Source organism: Enterococcus sp. DIV1089c, assembly GCF_050530965.1.
GTDB classification, from domain to species: domain Bacteria; phylum Bacillota; class Bacilli; order Lactobacillales; family Enterococcaceae; genus Enterococcus_B; species Enterococcus_B hirae.
This window is the reverse complement of sequence record NZ_CP172888.1, coordinates 1,707,715-1,724,152: the sequence shown is the minus strand read 5'-3', so window position 1 is coordinate 1,724,152 and position 16,438 is coordinate 1,707,715. Positions and strand designations below refer to the sequence as shown.

At 35.3% G+C, this 16,438-nt stretch carries 15 protein-coding genes, 1 tRNA gene and 1 pseudogene; 11 read left to right on the top strand and 6 right to left on the bottom strand.

Translation table 11 applies throughout. The features are described 5' to 3' along the window. Positions 1-38: 38 nt before the first annotated feature. The 3 genes from IGL30_RS08030 to IGL30_RS08020 form a co-directional block, all read right to left on the bottom strand. Positions 39-635 carry a TVP38/TMEM64 family protein gene (locus tag IGL30_RS08030; protein ID WP_088744940.1) on the bottom strand — a complete coding sequence of 199 codons (597 nt, stop codon included), beginning with the start codon at positions 633-635 and terminating at the stop codon, positions 39-41. A gap of 413 nt (positions 636-1,048) precedes the next feature. Further along, positions 1,049-1,384: a hypothetical protein gene (locus IGL30_RS08025; protein WP_249509706.1), complete on the bottom strand. Its 336-nt coding sequence runs from the start codon at positions 1,382-1,384 to the stop codon at positions 1,049-1,051. Next, the gene (locus tag IGL30_RS08020; RefSeq protein ID WP_123874692.1) at positions 1,353-2,681 is read right to left on the bottom strand and encodes a DUF1576 domain-containing protein; all 1,329 of its coding nucleotides are present in this window, start codon (positions 2,679-2,681) and stop codon (positions 1,353-1,355) included. Before IGL30_RS08020 ends, IGL30_RS08025 begins: the two co-directional genes overlap by 32 nt. Before the next feature lie 254 nt (positions 2,682-2,935). On the opposite strand from IGL30_RS08020, the gene IGL30_RS08015 reads away from it, so the two are divergent. The 3 genes from IGL30_RS08015 (at position 2,936) to IGL30_RS08005 (ending at position 5,706) form a co-directional block, all read left to right on the top strand. Beyond that, entirely contained in the window at positions 2,936-3,502 is a 567-nt protein-coding gene (locus tag IGL30_RS08015; protein ID WP_010737811.1) for a TetR/AcrR family transcriptional regulator, read from the top strand. Between the two features lie 196 nt (positions 3,503-3,698). Further along, positions 3,699-3,786: transfer RNA gene (locus IGL30_RS08010), tRNA-Ser, on the top strand. Between the two features lie 642 nt (positions 3,787-4,428). After that, the gene (locus IGL30_RS08005; RefSeq protein ID WP_249509707.1) at positions 4,429-5,706 is read left to right on the top strand and encodes a DUF6056 family protein; all 1,278 of its coding nucleotides are present in this window, start codon (positions 4,429-4,431) and stop codon (positions 5,704-5,706) included. A 78-nt stretch (positions 5,707-5,784) separates the two neighbouring features. On the opposite strand, the pseudogene IGL30_RS08000 reads toward IGL30_RS08005, so the two are convergent. Continuing rightward, a pseudogene (locus IGL30_RS08000) lies at positions 5,785-6,734 on the bottom strand (glycosyltransferase family 2 protein). A 589-nt stretch (positions 6,735-7,323) separates the two neighbouring features. Here IGL30_RS08000 and asnB point away from each other — a divergent pair. After that, entirely contained in the window at positions 7,324-9,219 is a 1,896-nt protein-coding gene (asnB, locus tag IGL30_RS07995) for an asparagine synthase (glutamine-hydrolyzing) (RefSeq protein WP_349700629.1), read from the top strand. Positions 9,220-9,326: 107 nt separating this feature from the next. Here asnB and IGL30_RS07990 read toward each other — a convergent pair whose 3' ends face one another. Further along, complete coding sequence (locus IGL30_RS07990) at positions 9,327-9,773, bottom strand: DUF2188 domain-containing protein (protein WP_053766725.1); 447 nt, start codon at positions 9,771-9,773, stop codon at positions 9,327-9,329. A 206-nt stretch (positions 9,774-9,979) separates the two neighbouring features. Here IGL30_RS07990 and rpmG point away from each other — a divergent pair, with 206 nt between their 5' ends. Together rpmG and IGL30_RS07980 are read left to right on the top strand one after the other, a co-directional pair. Continuing rightward, a complete protein-coding gene (gene rpmG / locus IGL30_RS07985; protein WP_002320810.1) occupies positions 9,980-10,144 on the top strand; it encodes a 50S ribosomal protein L33 in 165 nt (54 codons plus the stop codon). Positions 10,145-10,312: 168 nt separating this feature from the next. Further along, positions 10,313-10,816 carry a dihydrofolate reductase gene (locus IGL30_RS07980; RefSeq protein WP_010718835.1) on the top strand — a complete coding sequence of 168 codons (504 nt, stop codon included), beginning with the start codon at positions 10,313-10,315 and terminating at the stop codon, positions 10,814-10,816. A gap of 78 nt (positions 10,817-10,894) precedes the next feature. On the opposite strand, the gene IGL30_RS07975 is transcribed toward IGL30_RS07980, so the two are convergent. Continuing rightward, positions 10,895-11,851 (bottom strand): ABC transporter substrate-binding protein, encoded by a 957-nt coding sequence (locus IGL30_RS07975; protein ID WP_010718836.1) that lies wholly within the window; start codon positions 11,849-11,851, stop codon positions 10,895-10,897. A gap of 142 nt (positions 11,852-11,993) precedes the next feature. On the opposite strand from IGL30_RS07975, the gene IGL30_RS07970 reads away from it, so the two are divergent. The 5 genes from IGL30_RS07970 to IGL30_RS07950 all read left to right on the top strand — a co-directional run bounded on the left by IGL30_RS07970 (position 11,994) and on the right by IGL30_RS07950 (position 16,424). Next, positions 11,994-12,827 carry an ABC transporter ATP-binding protein gene (locus tag IGL30_RS07970; RefSeq protein ID WP_172595703.1) on the top strand — a complete coding sequence of 278 codons (834 nt, stop codon included), beginning with the start codon at positions 11,994-11,996 and terminating at the stop codon, positions 12,825-12,827. Further along, complete coding sequence (locus IGL30_RS07965) at positions 12,824-13,813, top strand: FecCD family ABC transporter permease (RefSeq protein ID WP_025480160.1); 990 nt, start codon at positions 12,824-12,826, stop codon at positions 13,811-13,813. Before IGL30_RS07970 ends, IGL30_RS07965 begins: the two co-directional genes overlap by 4 nt. Further along, positions 13,810-14,805 carry a FecCD family ABC transporter permease gene (locus IGL30_RS07960; protein ID WP_053766727.1) on the top strand — a complete coding sequence of 332 codons (996 nt, stop codon included), beginning with the start codon at positions 13,810-13,812 and terminating at the stop codon, positions 14,803-14,805. Before IGL30_RS07965 ends, IGL30_RS07960 begins: the two co-directional genes overlap by 4 nt. Positions 14,806-15,166: 361 nt before the next feature. Next, positions 15,167-15,712, top strand: coding sequence for a 5-formyltetrahydrofolate cyclo-ligase (locus IGL30_RS07955; protein ID WP_088744937.1), 546 nt, complete (start codon positions 15,167-15,169; stop codon positions 15,710-15,712). A 13-nt stretch (positions 15,713-15,725) separates the two neighbouring features. Then, on the top strand, positions 15,726-16,424 hold the full coding sequence (locus tag IGL30_RS07950; RefSeq protein ID WP_063627259.1) for a rhomboid family intramembrane serine protease: 699 nt from the start codon (positions 15,726-15,728) through the stop codon (positions 16,422-16,424). Positions 16,425-16,438 lie beyond the last annotated feature (14 nt).

Sequence of the window (16,438 nt, the reverse complement as noted above, 5' to 3'; positions counted from 1 at the left end):
GCGCAAATACTTAACGCAGTACGCCCACTTATCATAAACTATCCTAGTAATCCACTTAAGAAATGTCCACCATAAATCAAAGCCATGCTGTATAAGAAAATCGAGAGGGGTTTCGCCAATAAAATGATCCAAGTATATTTTTTTACAGAAATATTTGTTAGACCAGCCATTAAACAAAGCGCATCATCAGGGGCCACTGGTAGAAAAATTGCTAAAGCAAATAACTTTTCAAAGCGATTCTGGTTATCGAGCCAACCAACATACTTGTTATACGTCTTGTCACTGACCATAGATAAAATAAATGGTTTACCATACCGTCGACCAAGTAAAAAGATGATGATCGAACCGATACAAATCCCTACATAATTATAAATAAAACCAGCATAAGGTCCAAAAATTAATACACCGGCTGCTGTACTTATCCCTCCAGGAATGATTGGAATAACAACTTGCAGGATTTGGATTAAGATGAAAATAATAGGACCTAAGATAATTGAATCTCCAACTAATCCTCTTAAAGAATTTAAATCTTTAAATACACCCAAATTGATAAAATAAATCGTTAAGCCTATCGAAACTACTAATCCAATGATAGATATAAAATTGATCAATTTCCGTGATGCCGCAATGTTCAACGTCTATCAACTCCTTTGATACGTTTTCTTATATTACTAATGTACTTTATTAGTGACTCTTTGTGCCACTATTTTAAATGACAGTTATCAAACAATTTTGTAAGTTGTAATAAGTATAATTTAAAAACGATTCAAAAACATCCAACTAAAGATGTATTTGAAGTATTATTTTTGTGCCTGTAGTTTTAGGAAAAATATCCTCTATTAAATGAAAAATCGGCGTTCAAGTATTAAATCTTTAAAATAAGCTGAGGAAACTAAAAGAAGAAGTTTTTGCTTTACCTCTTATGCGTTTCTAGCTTACTTACGTGGATAGAATACTCTGAACGCCATAACTATATGAAAGCTAAAGGGAATATCTCAGGGGAGTGAAAATCAGTGTCTCATTTTGTCTTTTCACTAAGCCTGTTGAATCAAAGGATTCGTCTAAATACTTTTATATTTAAGATGGGAAGTTCGTACATAAGTTCCACATCATCAATCAGACTTCCAAGTAATCGGAAATCTGATTGATCCAGAAAAACATTTCCAAGCTCTTGGTAATATAGATCCATAGTAGGATTTCTTGGTTCATTGAGCATTTCCGCTAACTCATGCAAATCAGAAGGAGGAGAATAACAAGATCCTTGAATTTCAATATATAATCCTTCGGGTGTTGATTCTAGCCCAATCCTTATTTCAGTGATCTCGTGAGAATAAAGATAGGTTAAAAATTCACTAATGATTCTTTTTGATAATTCTTTTTCCAATGCCATCCTTTTCCTTTCTGCCAACAGTCAGGCTGTCTAAGATCGGTACAAGAAAACCTGCAACGAATCCAGTTGAGAATCCACTATTATATAGGCTTAATCCGCCATGTAATGCACTGACGTTATGGACTAAGACAATATGCAAAAATCCAGCTAAAATACCAAAAATACTACCATAAAAACCACTAATAGGAGCAAGTGCAGTACCAAATATCGCTGCTACGATCATTGTTGTTTGAGAGGCATCATGGATAGTAGCCAGATATGAAGCAAGATAAATCCCTATAAGTATGGGGAAACTGTTCTTTAGATGACAACCGAAGGCACTGAATCCAACTGAAGATAGGATTGCACCAATAATCGGGCCATTGAAATCACCACCAATAAGAAGAACATAGATGGAAAGCATTAGCCCTACTAACCCCATGTTTAGTAAGATGGCACCGATACTTGAGATCGCCATAAAATCAGTAGTTACTTTTCCTGAAGTTTGAAAAATGTCATGTAAACCAGTGAGCTTCCATGAATTAATAAAAAAACCAAATAGCGTAGTTAAACTAAAAAAAAGAAAAATGACTAATGTAAGTTCTTGATGGTAGCCTGTTGAAACGAACGATTGAACTTCAATTGAAAAATCAAATAACCGAAGGATACCAGCCACGACCATGGCGATCAATCCAGAAGTAAAACCAATATTATACAAATGGAATCCACGATGAAAAATAAGGGTATGCGATGCCAAAGGAGGGAGTAAAAAACCAACGAGTATACCAGTCAGATTACCAAATAAAATACCTAAGCCCAATGGTAAGTTCATACCGAAAGTGATATAACTAACTACAGGTGACAAGGCGCTAGCAAATAAGCCAACCATAATATACTGTGAAAATGGTTTATGTACAAAACGTGCATAGAGATAGACACCCAAAATAATGGAAAGAGAGTTATACAGATTTTTTCCAAAAAAAGAAAAGCCTGTGACGGTTAATACAGAAGCAAAGATTAGTCCATTTAGATAGACTTTATGATGATAGCAAAGAAGTACGGACAACAAAGTCAGAACACCAACATTGATAAATGCGCTTCCAAAACCACCTATTGCCAAATAATCGGTCATCAGATTACTAGGAGAAGTGAGGATATTGTTGAGTCCCTCAATAGTTTCAACCGGATGTCCAGAAACAAGCCCGATTATTAGAAAAAACAAGCCAGTAAATGTTAAATAAAAATACTTATTTTTTTGAGATGGCTTTTTTTTGATGGGGTGAATATAAATAACGTCGTTTTTATTAACCATTACATACCTTCTTTGTCGTTTTCTTTAACTATAACGTGAAAGAAATCTTTTGGTCAACTAACAGTTACAGAAAAATCAATTTTTGTAAGGGGAAACAGTATTTTTGTTTATTCTTAAATAATATTGTATCATTGTTAAAAATAAATAAGAAAAAAACTTAAAATATAACGTTTTGAGTAAACTATTTGCCAAAAACTGTGTATATCGGTTACAATAAAACAACATATACTGCAGTAAGAAGTGGGGGAGTTTTAATGAGAAGAAAAGTCTATACTAAAGATCAAATTCTAAAAGCTGCTTATGATGTTGTTGCAAAGGAAGGTTTTAAAGGGTTTACTGCGAGAAATATTGCTAAAAAAATGGGTATATCCACACAACCTATTTATTTAGAGTTCAAAAACATGGAGGATCTAAAAAATACTTTATTAGACTCAATTTTTGAACAACTCAAAGAAAATGTTTTTCCAGTTGAACGTACTGGAGATAAAATTATTGACCTAGGATTAAACTATATCTACTTTGCAAAAAAACATCATAGTCTTTACATGGCATTATATATCGACGAACATGGCGATGGACAAAAAATGCATGATTTTTCTTATAACTATTTCCGTGAAATCGTCAAACAAGATCATCGATACAACCAGTTGTCAGATGAATACGTTGATGCATTACACACTGGAACCTGGGTTGCAGTTACTGGAATCGCATCTTTAATGTCTTCAAACATCATGCACCCAACTGAAGAACAAATTATTTCGTTCATCAAGCGAACGATTGATTCTATTCTTTCTTTAGAAAATCCTGAAACAATTAGTTAGATCTACTTATGAAGTGTGATAACACAAGGTTCATTCCAATACTCTTTCTTACTTCACATTGGGCACTATTTAAGAAGGAGCAGAAAATGATTCTTGTGTTTTTTTGTCTTCTCATAAAATAAATATGCCGGTTTTTGATTTCTATCGGGAAATAGGCTTGACTTTTTACTAAAAAAAGTTTAAAAATAATAGGTATGGAAGGTTGGCAGAGTGGTAATGCACCGGACTCGAAATCCGGCGAGCCGCAGAAATGTGGTGCACGGGTTCAAGTCCCGTACCTTCCTTTATACCAACGGTTAGACACGATTTAGGTCGTGTCTTTTTTGTTGTGTTTTTTAATCTGAATTATTTTTTGACTCCCCCGAAAGACTATTCTGATGGTGAGACATTAAACTCACACTTTACTCAAAAAATAAATCAATAGTGTTTAAGCAGAAGCTTATTGTCATTGGAGCTACCCGAAGTTTTCATAACCTCTTTTTGTATTCCGAATTTCTGTCATATGCCTATCGATAGTTATTGTAACTTTTGTCTCTTCATGAACGATATCATTTAGAAGGGGGAATTTATGAATGTTTCAAAAATTATGCGGTGTTATTTGTTTGGAGTACTTATTTTTCTTGTAAAGTTTTATTAACAAGTAATGAATACTTTTTTAGCCGAATATGGTTGATCAAACGCTTTGGAAAACCAATGAATGAAACCTGTTAATCGTTATGTTTATTTTTGATAAAGTGACCAGTTTGTTCATTATTTAAAAATAAAAGGATGAAAAAAATATAGGAAACAGATGCCTCTGTGTTATAATTGCTGGGATAAATTATAAAAAGGAGTTTAATAATGTACTGGAATAAAAAAAGAATTAATAAAGAATTATTTTTTTGCTTTTAGTTATTTGGCTTGGTTTTTTATTTTTCAATCTATATATGCCATCATTTAGAGCAGACGATTTAGTTTACTCAAATAGATTAGACCAACTAGGGTATTTAGGAGCTTCGATCGAACATTATAAAACTTGGAGTTCGAGAATTATCATAGAGCTGTTTATGATGTTTTTTTCTAAACATTTTCTGCTGTGGAAATTTGTCAATTCAATCATCATGTTGGGCACGGTCCTGATGATTTGTAAGTATGTTTTTGAAAAATTGGATGGTAAGAACGTGTTGCTAGTTACATCTGTCTACTGCTTAGTCCCACTTACCGTGATGGGGGAAACAGGCTGGGAGTCGACAACTTTGAATTATCAATGGTCCGTTTCATTTTGCTTATTCGCTTTTTTCCCATTCTTCCAACGCTTAAAAGGAAGAGCTATCACTCCTAGTATTTATTGGTTTAGTTTGCCTTTCCTGATATTTGCTGCTAACCAAGAACAAGTGAATGCGTGCTATTTTACTTTAACGGCCATTATAACTGGCTATTTATTATATAAAAGAAAATATCATCGCTTATTGATTCTCCCACTGCTCATAAGTTTTATTGAGTTACTATTTTTATTGACAACACCGGGGAATGTCATCAGGACATCCCAGGAAATTAGCAAGTGGTTTCCTCAATATGATCAATTTGGCTTTATCACTAAATTAGATTTGGGTATTTCTTCTTTTGGAAAGCCTTTTTTTCTAGATACAAATGTATTGTTCTTACTTTTGTTCTTATTTGTTTTTTTACTTTCTTATAACAAGTGCAAAAATTATTATGGTTGCTTATTATCTGCTATACCTTTTTTCTTGAATCTGATTATCTATCTAGGGAATACGATGGGTGAAAGTTTTATACACATTCGTGGCAATAGTCGTGCACAAATATGGGATAGCAGTCACTTAACAAAGCTATTTACCGACACTGGAACGAAGCTAGCACTTACTCGTCCTGGATCATGGCTAGCGACTTTACTTGTTTTAGGTTTATTGGCTTGTTTGCTCCTAGGGATTTACTTAAGTTTTGATAATAAAAAAACAGCATCTTTTCTTATATTGTTAATGATGATGGGCGCTTGTTCAAGAATAATTATGGGATTTTCTCCTACGATCTGGGCTTCAGGAATGAGAACTTATTATATTTTATATATAGTTGTAGGAATTTTAGTGTTAATGCTGGTAAAAGAATTGTTGAAAACCTGGAATCCGAAAAAAGCAGAACTCGTACAATTTAGTTTGACTATGCTGGGGATTGGGACCATTGTTTTGACCATCATAAATAGATGAAAATAAAAAAAGACTCAAGTTGTAGGAAATCCAACAGTTAGATCACTAACTATTGAGATCGTTACAACTTGAGTTTTTTTATTTCTCGCTTTGATAGTTTTTTGGATTAATTTTTTCAGTCTCTCTGATAATATACACTGGACGTTGTTTGGTTTCTAAAAAGATTTTTCCAATGTATTTGCCAATTATTCCAAGACACAATAATTGGATACCTCCGATAAACAAGAAAATAGAGACCATGGAAGGCCAACCAGCTGTAGGATCACCATACAACAGGGCACGTAAAATAATAAATAAAATAGCAAGACCTGAACCAATACATGATAATGCCCCCACGAATGAAGCAATTGTTAATGGTGCATCTGAAAAGTTGACGATTCCATCAATAGAGTAATTAAATAATTTCCAAAAAGACCAAGAGGTTTCACCAGCTACTCGTTCACGGTTTTCAAAGGAAATATACTTGGTTTTAAAACCAACCCAACTGAACAAGCCTTTCGAAAAGCGGTTGTATTCAGTTAATTCCAAGATAGCATCAACCATTTGGCGAGTCATTAAACGGAAATCTCTCGCTCCGTCAACCATTTCAGTATCACTGATTTTATTGATTAGCTGATAAAATTTCTTAGCAAAAAAACTACGGATCGGTGGTTCACCGTCACGAGTCGAACGACGAGTACCGACGCAATCAATATCAGATTGCATAATTGTTTCAATCATTTCTGGTAATAGATCAGGTGGATCTTGTAGATCAACATCCATTACAGAGACAAGGTCGCCAGTAGAAGCTTGTAAACCAGCATATAAAGCAGAGCTTCTTTCCCAAAATTTCGAGAAAAGGAAATAAAGCGTACATATTCATGGTCATTAGCTAATGCTTTGATTGCTTGTAATGTATTATCTCTTGAACCATCATCAATAAACAAATATTCAAATTCATGTATTCCCTTAAATTTTTCGACCTCGTTAAAAAAAAGAGGAACTGTTTTTTCTTCGTTATAGCATGGAACCACAATTGATACTTTCATAACATTACCCTTTCCAATAAAGATCCTTCATAATAATAACATGAATGAATCAAAAAAAATATAGTTTTAGAGATAAGTAAACGAACAAAGTCTTCTCAGCTATGTTCGAAGAAATAGAAATGAAAATATAAACCAGATACTAGACGAGATGAGGTCAGATCTAGTTAGGTTTATTTGAAAGTGGAAAATATATTCTTGTTTTTAAACGAGATTGTTCCAACGGAATTTCTTTCACGATAAGAAGGTTTAAGAGTAAAATCAAAAAAGTCTTATTGGAAATCGCTCGTAACTTAATTAGAGCGGATTATTTAGTAAGGACTATCTTTAGATTGGTTAAATGATAGAGATGATTAAATAATAATGAATATTTTTCAAGTCTTTGCTAAACAAAATAGCTTCCTTAGTCAAAACATGTTAAATTAATTAATAGGACTACTTTTTTTATAGTAGAACTCAAAAATATTCACTGTTATTTCATGTGACGAAACTGTAAGAGAGCTATTATTTCAAGATTTAATAGCCTCTATGATAAGATGCTTATGGACGAAATAAAGTAATAGTAATTATTATCTAGGATGTGAAAAATAAAATGTGTGGAATTGTAGGATTTATTAACGACAAAGACAATAAAAAAGCAATCGTAAACGACATGATGGATCGAATCGTTCATCGGGGACCGAATAGTTCGGGTGATTATATTGACCAGCATGTTGCTTTAGGATTTAGAAGATTAAGTATTATCGACTTAGAGGGTGGAAAACAACCTATCTATAATGAAGATCGAACAAAAGTCATCATTTTTAATGGGGAAATCTATAATTACCAACCTCTTAGAGAAGAGCTGATTGCAGCTGGACATATTTTTCAAACACATGCGGATACAGAAGTATTGTTGCATGGTTATGAAGAATGGGGAACTGATCTATTACAAAAGGTTCGGGGTATGTTTGCCTTTGCAATCTGGGACAATAAACGCAATGAATTATTTGGTGCTCGGGATCATTTTGGAATCAAACCATATTATTATGCGGAAATGAACGGCACATTTATGTTCGGATCAGAAATCAAAAGCTTTTTACCACATCCAGATTTTCATAAAGAATTGAATAAAGAAGCCTTGAAACCTTATATGACATTTCAATATTCACCATTAAATGGAGAAACCTTTTTTAAAGGGGTTCACCGTTTGCCAGAAGGTCATTATTTCACTTACAAAGATAATAAGTTAGCGATTCATCAATATTGGGATGCTAATTTTGAAGAAAAACAAAACTATTCACGGAAAGAATGGATCGATAAGATTGATGAAACAGTTGAAGCATCGATTAAAGCACATACGATCAGCGATGTAGAAGTTGGCTCATTCTTATCTAGTGGGGTAGATTCAAGCTATGTGACTTCTGTATTAAAACCTGATCATTCTTTTTCAATTGGGTTTGATGATAAAACATATAATGAAGCTATTGAAGCTAGAAAGTTAACAGAACTTTTGGACTTAGATAATACAGCAGCTGTCATCGATGGAGATATGTCATTTAAAGCTTTTCCTTTGATTCAATACCATTTAGATGAGCCAGATTCGAATCCTTCATGTGTCCCACTTTATTTCTTAGCAAACTTGGCTTCGCAAAGTGTTCGAGTTGTCCAATCAGGTGAAGGGGCAGATGAACTATTTGCGGGATACCAAACTTATGGGTTCCATACGAATTCAAAAGTTATTCGTGTCATTGCTCAAGGGTTGAAGAAACTACCAAAAGGAACACGTTATAACTTGGGACGAAAAATTGGCAAGATGAAAAACTTCCACGGTAGAATCCATTTATATGAATCTTTAGCTCCTGCGAAAGAATATTTTATTGGTCATGCCCGAGTGTTTGAAGAAAACGAAGCGTCAGATATTTTAACACAAGAATACCAAAAGGCTCCTTCCGTTCAGGAGATTATGGCAGTCCATTATGCTAAAACTGAAAAAATCGAAGATGAAGTGAACAAAATGCAATACGTTGACCTTCATCAATGGATGCCAAAAGATATTTTATTAAAAGCGGATAAATTATCAATGGCTAGCTCACTTGAAGTACGCGTACCGTTACTTGACATCGAAGTGATGAGATTGGCAGAACAGATCCCAAGTAAGTATCTGTTAAATCAAAATAATACCAAAGATATTTTCCGACAAGCAGCAAATAAACATTTGCCAGAAGAATGGTCTAACCGTGTAAAACTTGGTTTCCCAGTACCAATCAAAGCTTGGTTGAAAGAAGACCGTGGTTATCAACAAGTCAAAGAATTATTTGAGGCTGATTTTGCCAAAGAATTCTTTGATCAAGAAAAAATTATGAAGTTGTTAAATGACCATCATGAAGGGCGTCATGAAGAACAACGAAAAATTTGGACGATTTTCAGCTTTTTAACTTGGTATAAAGTTTTCTTCGTTGACGAAGAAATCCCTAAGGCTGAAGCAATCGATTATGTAACAGTCTAAACGTGATCAGTTAGCGAAGCAAAAGAACATCCCGCTTCGAGCGGATTGATTTTATTCCTTTTTAACAGTGAACAACTCCTCCTTTATTGTGGAGGAGTTGTTTTTTATTAATAGTTTATTTCTCTTTCTTTCGTTCCGTCTTTTTTGTAGATAATTAATGATGTGTTTTTGTTTTGAGCAATTTCTTTCCCTTTTTCAATCGCTTTTTCTTTCGTATCAAAATGATTACTTGCTTTTTTAGCTCCTTCTGATTGGACAATCCACTTATCTTCTTCAAATTTTACGATCACTTTGGCTGTCAATAATTTAGAAGCTCTTGGATTTGTGTCGTGAGAATCATGCTTTGTTGGATTTTTTTCTTGAGAAAACTCTTTTTTTTCAGTAGAAGTAGCATCTTCTGACCATTCTTTGGCTTGTTTGATAGCAATCGGAATAGCACGATCATCAGGATAGCCTTCTGCAAGCAAGGCGTTACCGATATCGATTGCTTTCTTTCGTGTTAACTCTTCTAAATTTTTCATTGCAGGCGGATAATCTTTCATATTCCAAGGCATAAAATCTTCCTCCTCAAAAATTATTTATATTTCAAGTGTAAGCGCAATAGTTGGAAAAGGAAAAGATTTTGTTTAGCAAGTAGTTATTTAGATAACTTTCGTCAAGTAGTTTTACTTAACAAATTTTGTAAAAAGGCTAGCAATCTAGTGGAAATCATGGTAAGATAATCAAGTCTGAGAGTCATCTTAGAGGATTCTAGTAAAAAATGGGAGGGAAAAACATGCGCGTAAACATTACTTTAGAGTGTACTTCTTGTAAAGAACGTAACTACCTAACAAGCAAAAACAAACGTAACAACCCTGATCGTTTGGAAAAACAAAAATATTGCCCACGCGAACGTAAAGTTACTTTACACCGTGAAACTAAATAATTAGTTTAGCGTAAGTCTAGAATCCTTTTTAGGAAGCTAGACTTTTTTTAATAGTGAAGGTTGAATGAAACCATAAACCTGACAAGCGACTCTTTTTCTTGTAACAGGGTCGTTTTTCTTGTATGATTGAAATCGTTTGTTTAAATTCAGTTTGAGAGGATGAAACACATGTTTATTTCAATGTGGGCACAAGACAAGAATGGTTTGATTGGAAAAGATGGCCTGCTTCCTTGGAGGTTACCAAACGATATGCGTTTTTTTCGGGAACATACGATGGATAAAATATTAGTGATGGGAAGAAAGACATATGAAGGCATGGGCAAATTGTCTCTTCCTTATCGGCATATCATTGTGTTAACTACTCAAAAAGATTTTAAAGTAGAAAAAAATGCGGAAGTCCTTCATTCGATTGATGAACTTTTGGCATATGCAAAAGATATACCTGAAGATATCTATGTGTCAGGAGGAAGTCGAATTTTTCAAGCTTTGTTACCAGAAACAAAAATCATCTGGCGAACATTAATTGATGCAGAGTTTGAGGGGGATACATTTATTGGAGAAATCGATTTTACAGGTTTTGAATTAGTGGAAGAACATGAAGGAATTGTCAACCAAGAAAATCAATACCCTCATCGATTTCAGAAATGGCAAAAAATGAGCAAAGTGGTTTAGCACATAGTTAAATAAAAAAAGACGTTCACTCCAATTTGTAAAGAAAGGAAGGTGAACGTCTATTCTTGTTCAGGCGATTTATTTCAAATTATTTTTGATATCATTGACCATATTTTGACTAGCTATTGGACCATTATAGAGCCAACTAGATTCAGGACCAAATTCTAAGACATGATTTTCTTTGACCGCTTTTAAATTTTGCCAAGTTGCTTCATTAAACATCGCAGCTTTTTCATCACTGTTGACTAAGATGAGATAGTCTGCATCTAACTCTGCTAATTTTTCTGCAGAGACAGCTGACCAATCTGAAGTTGCACTTTTAGAGATTTCAGTAACTAGATTTGGCACACCAAATTTTAGATCACCGTAAATGATTCTTCCACTTGAACGTGTTTCACTAACCATAAATGCTGAGTTATTCGTTACCCATAAAACAGCAGCCGTTTTGCCGTTGATTTTATCTGCGAGTTCTTGTCTAGTGGCTTTCACCTTTTTTTGGTAATCAGTAATGATTTTTTCGGCTGCTTGTTCTTTATTTAATGCTTTTCCGATATCTTTTAGTTGGGTTTCCCAAGTGACATCATTCCCATTTTTTACGACATAGGTTGGCGCAATTTTGCTGTATTGCTCGTATTTACCTCCTTCAACTGTAGCCGAAGAAGAGATCAATAAAAGATCGGGTTCATAACTTAAGACTTTTTCATACGGAAGATCATAAGAGATCGTGGGAACATCTTTTAATTCTTTTTGTAAATAATGTTGAATCGATCCACTACCAACTGTCCATTGAGCAACAGGTTTTTCACCTAAAGCGATAAGATAGTCTTCGAGGTAACTCCCGATGATTCGTTTTGGTTGATTAGGGATCTCGACTTTATGACCCAAGGCATCAGTCACTAGGTGAGTTTTTGCAGTTGTTTCATTACCTGCTGTGTCAGTTGAATTGGATGAATTATTTGAAGAAGAGCAGGCGCTAAGTAAACTAAGCAGCAACACTGTGGCCCCAATGGTAAAGATATTCTTTTTTAGTTTCATTTTTTCCTCCTGAAGGGATTTTCATTGATAATCATTCTCAATTGATATTATTCCTGACAATAGTGGTCATGTCAACTATTTTCGGGAAAGAGCCATTTAGAGTAAAACTTGACGAATTTGTGAAGGAGCTTCATAATTGAGAATGATTTTCAGGGAAAGGATGAAAAATTTGACGACGATTGAAGCTGTTGATATTACAACGGGTTACTTAAATAAACAAGTGATTGAAAAAATGTCTATCAAGATACCAGAAGGAAAAGTGACAAGTTTGATTGGTCCTAATGGCAGTGGTAAATCAACTTTATTAAAAAGTTTTACTCGACTGTTACCTGTCAAAGAAGGAAAGATTATCGTAGATGGATCTGAAATTTCTACATATAGTCCTAAGATGTTAGCGCAAAAAATTGCATTGTTAGCCCAAAGTAGTGAACACCCTTTAGGCATGACTGTCGAAGAGGTGGTCTCTTATGGTCGTTATCCTTATCAAAAATTTTTTAGTGGATTAAATGAAGAAGATCTACATGCTATCCAATGGGCGTTGGAAGCGACGCAACTAACTAAGTTGAAAGAAAGAGAGCTTTCGAGTCTATCAGGTGGACAAGCTCAACGAGTTTGGATTGCGATGGCTTTAGCCCAAGAAGCGGATATTTTGATTTTAGATGAGCCAACCACTTTTTTAGATCCTGCGCATCAATTGGAAATCTTACATTTACTGAAAGAGATCAATCATATCAAACAGACAACCATTTTAATGTCGATCCATGACATCAATCACGCTTCTCGCTTTTCTGACTATTTAATTGGGATGAAAGCAGGACAAATAGTGGTTCAAGGCACACCTGATGAAGTAATCACAACGTCATGGATGAGGGAAATCTATGAAATTGAAGCGCAGATCATCGAATTGCCTGAAACGAATAAACCCGTTGTTTTGTCTTACGATTTAATCAATGATCGTAAGGAGGATGAACAATGAAGACAAAGAGGAAACGAATGATTCTTTCCCTATTGTTGCTAGGAGTAGTTAGTATATTCTTCTTTGCGTTAGCCAATGGAGCGGCGGTTGTCGACTTTTCTAATTTGTGGCAAGCGATTTTTAAATTTGACGACTCAGTTCAATCGCAGTTGATTATCCGAACGATTCGGTTGCCTCGAGTGCTTGGGGCTTTCTTAGTCGGAAGCTGTTTTGCTCTTAGTGGCGCATTGATGCAAGGTGTGACACGGAATCCTTTAGCTGATTCAGGGTTATTAGGAATTAATGCAGGAGCATCACTTGCAATGGCTCTTTGTTTTGCGTTTTGGCCACAAGCTTCTGCTTTTTCTGTTTTTTTACTGTCATTACTTGGTTCGTTGGTAGTTACGTTATTTGTTTTTGGTTTCTTACGTTTTTCAAAAATGGGGATGAATCCACTTCAATTGATTTTAGCAGGTGTTGCGATCAGTACTTTTTTTACAGCTATTAGTCAAGCGCTGACACAACTATTCAATTTGCAACAAGACTTGGCGTTTTGGTTCGTGGGAGGCGCTGCGAATGTCACTTGGCATCAATTGGAAATTTTGGCTCCGATTTATCTGTTGACAGTTAGTGGTTCTTTTTTGCTAGGTCGCTCCATCTCGTTGGTCAACTTAAGTGAGTCACATGCCTTGGCATTAGGAGGCAACCCTGGACGGATCAGATTTTTTGCATTTGTATTAGTGGCGGGGTTAGCTGCAATGGCGGTGTCGTTAGTTGGACCAGTTTCATTTATTGGATTGATGGTTCCACCAATCGTCCGAGGAATCATTGGTTCCGATTATCGGTATGTTTTACCAGCCTCTTTTTTAGCAGGTGGAGGATTAGTGATGTTGGCGGATTATGTTGCACGAATGATCAATCCGCCATTTGAAACGCCATTCGGCTTAATAATTTCCTTGATCGGTGTACCGTTTTTACTACTCCAAGTAAGGAGGGAACAAGGATGAAAAGAAGTTACCAATCACTAGTTGTTTTATTTGTTTTATTAGTTGTTAGTATAGTTGCAAGTTTAATGATTGGCACACCATTTATTCCATTTGATCAATTAGCTGAGGTGTTTCAAGGGAAGGGTTCGGCAATCCAAGAGTTGATTGTTTATGAATTTCGTGCCCCTCGTCTATTAATCAGTCTTCTTGCTGGTATGTGTTTAGGTATTTCAGGCTTTATCTTGCAGGGAGTTACCAGAAATAGACTAGCTGATGCTGGCATATTGGGCATTAACGCTGGAGCAGGTTTTTTCGTTATGATTTATTTGGGCTTTTATGCCAACCAAACTTTTCCGTTTTTACTATTGATCGTGGCTTTTCTAGGCGGCTTGCTTGCAGCTTTACTTGTGTATTTGTTTGCTTATACGAGAAATAGTTTTTTAGGGATGAACCGGCTTTTACTATCAGGAATTGCAGTCAATGCTGGATTGTCGGCATTGATGCTTTTATTTACGATTAAATTGTCGAAAGAAAACTATGGTTTTGTTAATGCCTGGTTAGCAGGTTCACTTTGGGGAGCTAGTTGGCCATATGTTTTCTCATTGTTACCTTGGGCAGTCATTTTGCTTCCTTTCGTGCTGATTTACAGTCGACGAATTGGTTTATTATCTTTTGGTCAAGAAAGAGCGCAAAGTCTAGGATTAGACGTGCAGAAAAGTCAAAAAATCCTATTGATACTCGCTGTTGCTTTAGCCTGCGGAAGCGTTGCGGTAGCTGGCAGCTTATCTTTTGTCGGTTTGTTAGCTCCTCATTTGGCTAAATTTGTCGTCAGAAGAGAAAATCAACTGTCCTTGATCTTGAGTGGATTATTTGGGGCATTTTTTGTAACGATTGCAGATGTTCTTACACGAGTGATTCTACCAAGTGGTGAGATTCCTACTGGGATTTTAATTGCGGTCCTAGGAGCTCCATATTTCTTATATTTATTATTTTCCAAACAAACGATTGCTTAGAAAATAAATACGGGGAAGAAACGATTGTGTTGAGTAAGCAGTGTTTCCCAAAGTAGTTTCTCGTTATTTTGAGACTACGATTATTCTGTCTATTCAAATGAAAAGAGTGAATCAGAGGTCGTGAAGGCATCGGAAAGCTCCAATGACAATAAGAAAGAATTTTTTTTAACAGCTTCTCATGTTTTGAAAAATTCAGGCTTATTTCAAAGAGCTGATGCGTGAACACCGTTTACTCGTTTTTAGAATAAAGAGTGAGAGTGATGTCTTAAATTCTGTTTATAAAACTCTTTTTATTTAAAAAGTTAAATTGCTATTTTTACTATTTTCCGCTACCATTTTAACGAGAGGTGGGTTGATACGTTTGAGTCATATTAAAGAAAAACTTAGAAAACTTGGCATTGAAAATTTACAAAAGATTGCTAGAAGTGAACAGAAGCAGCAAAAAGAGCAAAAAATTTACCAACAACTCTTTCAAAGTGATGAATGGCAGCAAGCAAAAGTGGTTGGTTTGACGATGGCAAATGAGATAGAAGTGGCTACGACCCCAATTATTGAAAAGGCATGGGAAGAGGGTAAAACCATACTTGTTCCTAAGACATGGCCTGAACGTCAAATGTGTTTTTTTAAAATTGATCCGGATACCCGATTTGAACGCACCGCTTTTGGCGTACTGGAGCCATTATCTGATCATTCTTTTTCACCGGACGCTATCGATTTGCTGATCGTTCCAGGGGTTGTTTATCATCAAAATGGTTATCGGATTGGTTTTGGTGGAGGCTACTATGATCGCTATCTAGCCAATTATCCGAACCAGACATGTAGTCTGGTTTTTCAAGAACAAATAAACAATCAATGGGTACCAGAAAGTTTTGATAAAAAAGTGCAACACTTGTTTATCGATAAATAATAAGGAGGGTTACATGAATTATCAACAGAAATTAAAATTAAACGCTTGGCTAAGAAGACCAATTTTGACTTATTTGTTTTTAGCGATACAAACCATCGTGTTTGCAATGATGGAGTTCTTTCCATTTTTAAATATTCCAGCATATTTAGGCATGTTTGGGCCGTCTATTGTAGTTGGAAATGAATGGTGGCGGTTTATTACACCGATTTTCATTCACTTTGGACTGGTGCATTTTGTCATGAATTCTTTGATTTTATATTTTATGGGAGACCAAATTGAAACACTCTACGGCCATTGGCGTTTTTTCTTGATCTATTTGTTTAGTGGTATCCTTGGGAATGCAGCGAGTTTTGCATTCAACGATCTTGGCGTTCTATCTGGTGGAGCAAGTACTTCTTTGTTTGGTTTGTTTGGTGCGTTATTCATTCTTGGTTTTCATTTCAAAAATAACTCTCAGGTTCGCCAATTGATTCGTCATTACATGTTGTTTATTGTTATCAGTTTTGTATTTGGTTTGACGGATACCTCAGTCGATATCTGGGGGCATCTCGGTGGGATTGTTGGTGGCTTGCTTATAGGAAATATCATCGGCCTACCACAGAAAGTGACCAATTACTCGATTCATCAAAAAATCCTATCTACGCTTGTTTTTGGATTTCTTTTGATAATATGTGTTTTATTGGGTTTAAAAAACTACGGATTACTTGTATAATGTGAAGGAAGTGC

Excerpts from the sequence above, each read along its gene's own strand:
- IGL30_RS08020 (WP_123874692.1), bottom strand. The coding sequence starts at position 2,681 with ATGGTTAATAAAAACGACGTTATTTATATTCACCCCATCAAAAAAAAG.
- IGL30_RS08015 (WP_010737811.1), top strand. The coding sequence starts at position 2,936 with ATGAGAAGAAAAGTCTATACTAAAGATCAAATTCTAAAAGCTGCTTAT.
- IGL30_RS08005 (WP_249509707.1), top strand. The coding sequence starts at position 4,429 with ATGCCATCATTTAGAGCAGACGATTTAGTTTACTCAAATAGATTAGAC.
- asnB (WP_349700629.1), top strand. The coding sequence starts at position 7,324 with ATGTGTGGAATTGTAGGATTTATTAACGACAAAGACAATAAAAAAGCA.
- IGL30_RS07990 (WP_053766725.1), bottom strand. The coding sequence starts at position 9,773 with ATGCCTTGGAATATGAAAGATTATCCGCCTGCAATGAAAAATTTAGAA.
- rpmG (WP_002320810.1), top strand. The coding sequence starts at position 9,980 with ATGGGAGGGAAAAACATGCGCGTAAACATTACTTTAGAGTGTACTTCT.
- IGL30_RS07980 (WP_010718835.1), top strand. The coding sequence starts at position 10,313 with ATGTTTATTTCAATGTGGGCACAAGACAAGAATGGTTTGATTGGAAAA.
- IGL30_RS07975 (WP_010718836.1), bottom strand. The coding sequence starts at position 11,851 with ATGAAACTAAAAAAGAATATCTTTACCATTGGGGCCACAGTGTTGCTG.
- IGL30_RS07970 (WP_172595703.1), top strand. The coding sequence starts at position 11,994 with ATGATTTTCAGGGAAAGGATGAAAAATTTGACGACGATTGAAGCTGTT.
- IGL30_RS07965 (WP_025480160.1), top strand. The coding sequence starts at position 12,824 with ATGAAGACAAAGAGGAAACGAATGATTCTTTCCCTATTGTTGCTAGGA.
- IGL30_RS07960 (WP_053766727.1), top strand. The coding sequence starts at position 13,810 with ATGAAAAGAAGTTACCAATCACTAGTTGTTTTATTTGTTTTATTAGTT.
- IGL30_RS07950 (WP_063627259.1), top strand. The coding sequence starts at position 15,726 with ATGAATTATCAACAGAAATTAAAATTAAACGCTTGGCTAAGAAGACCA.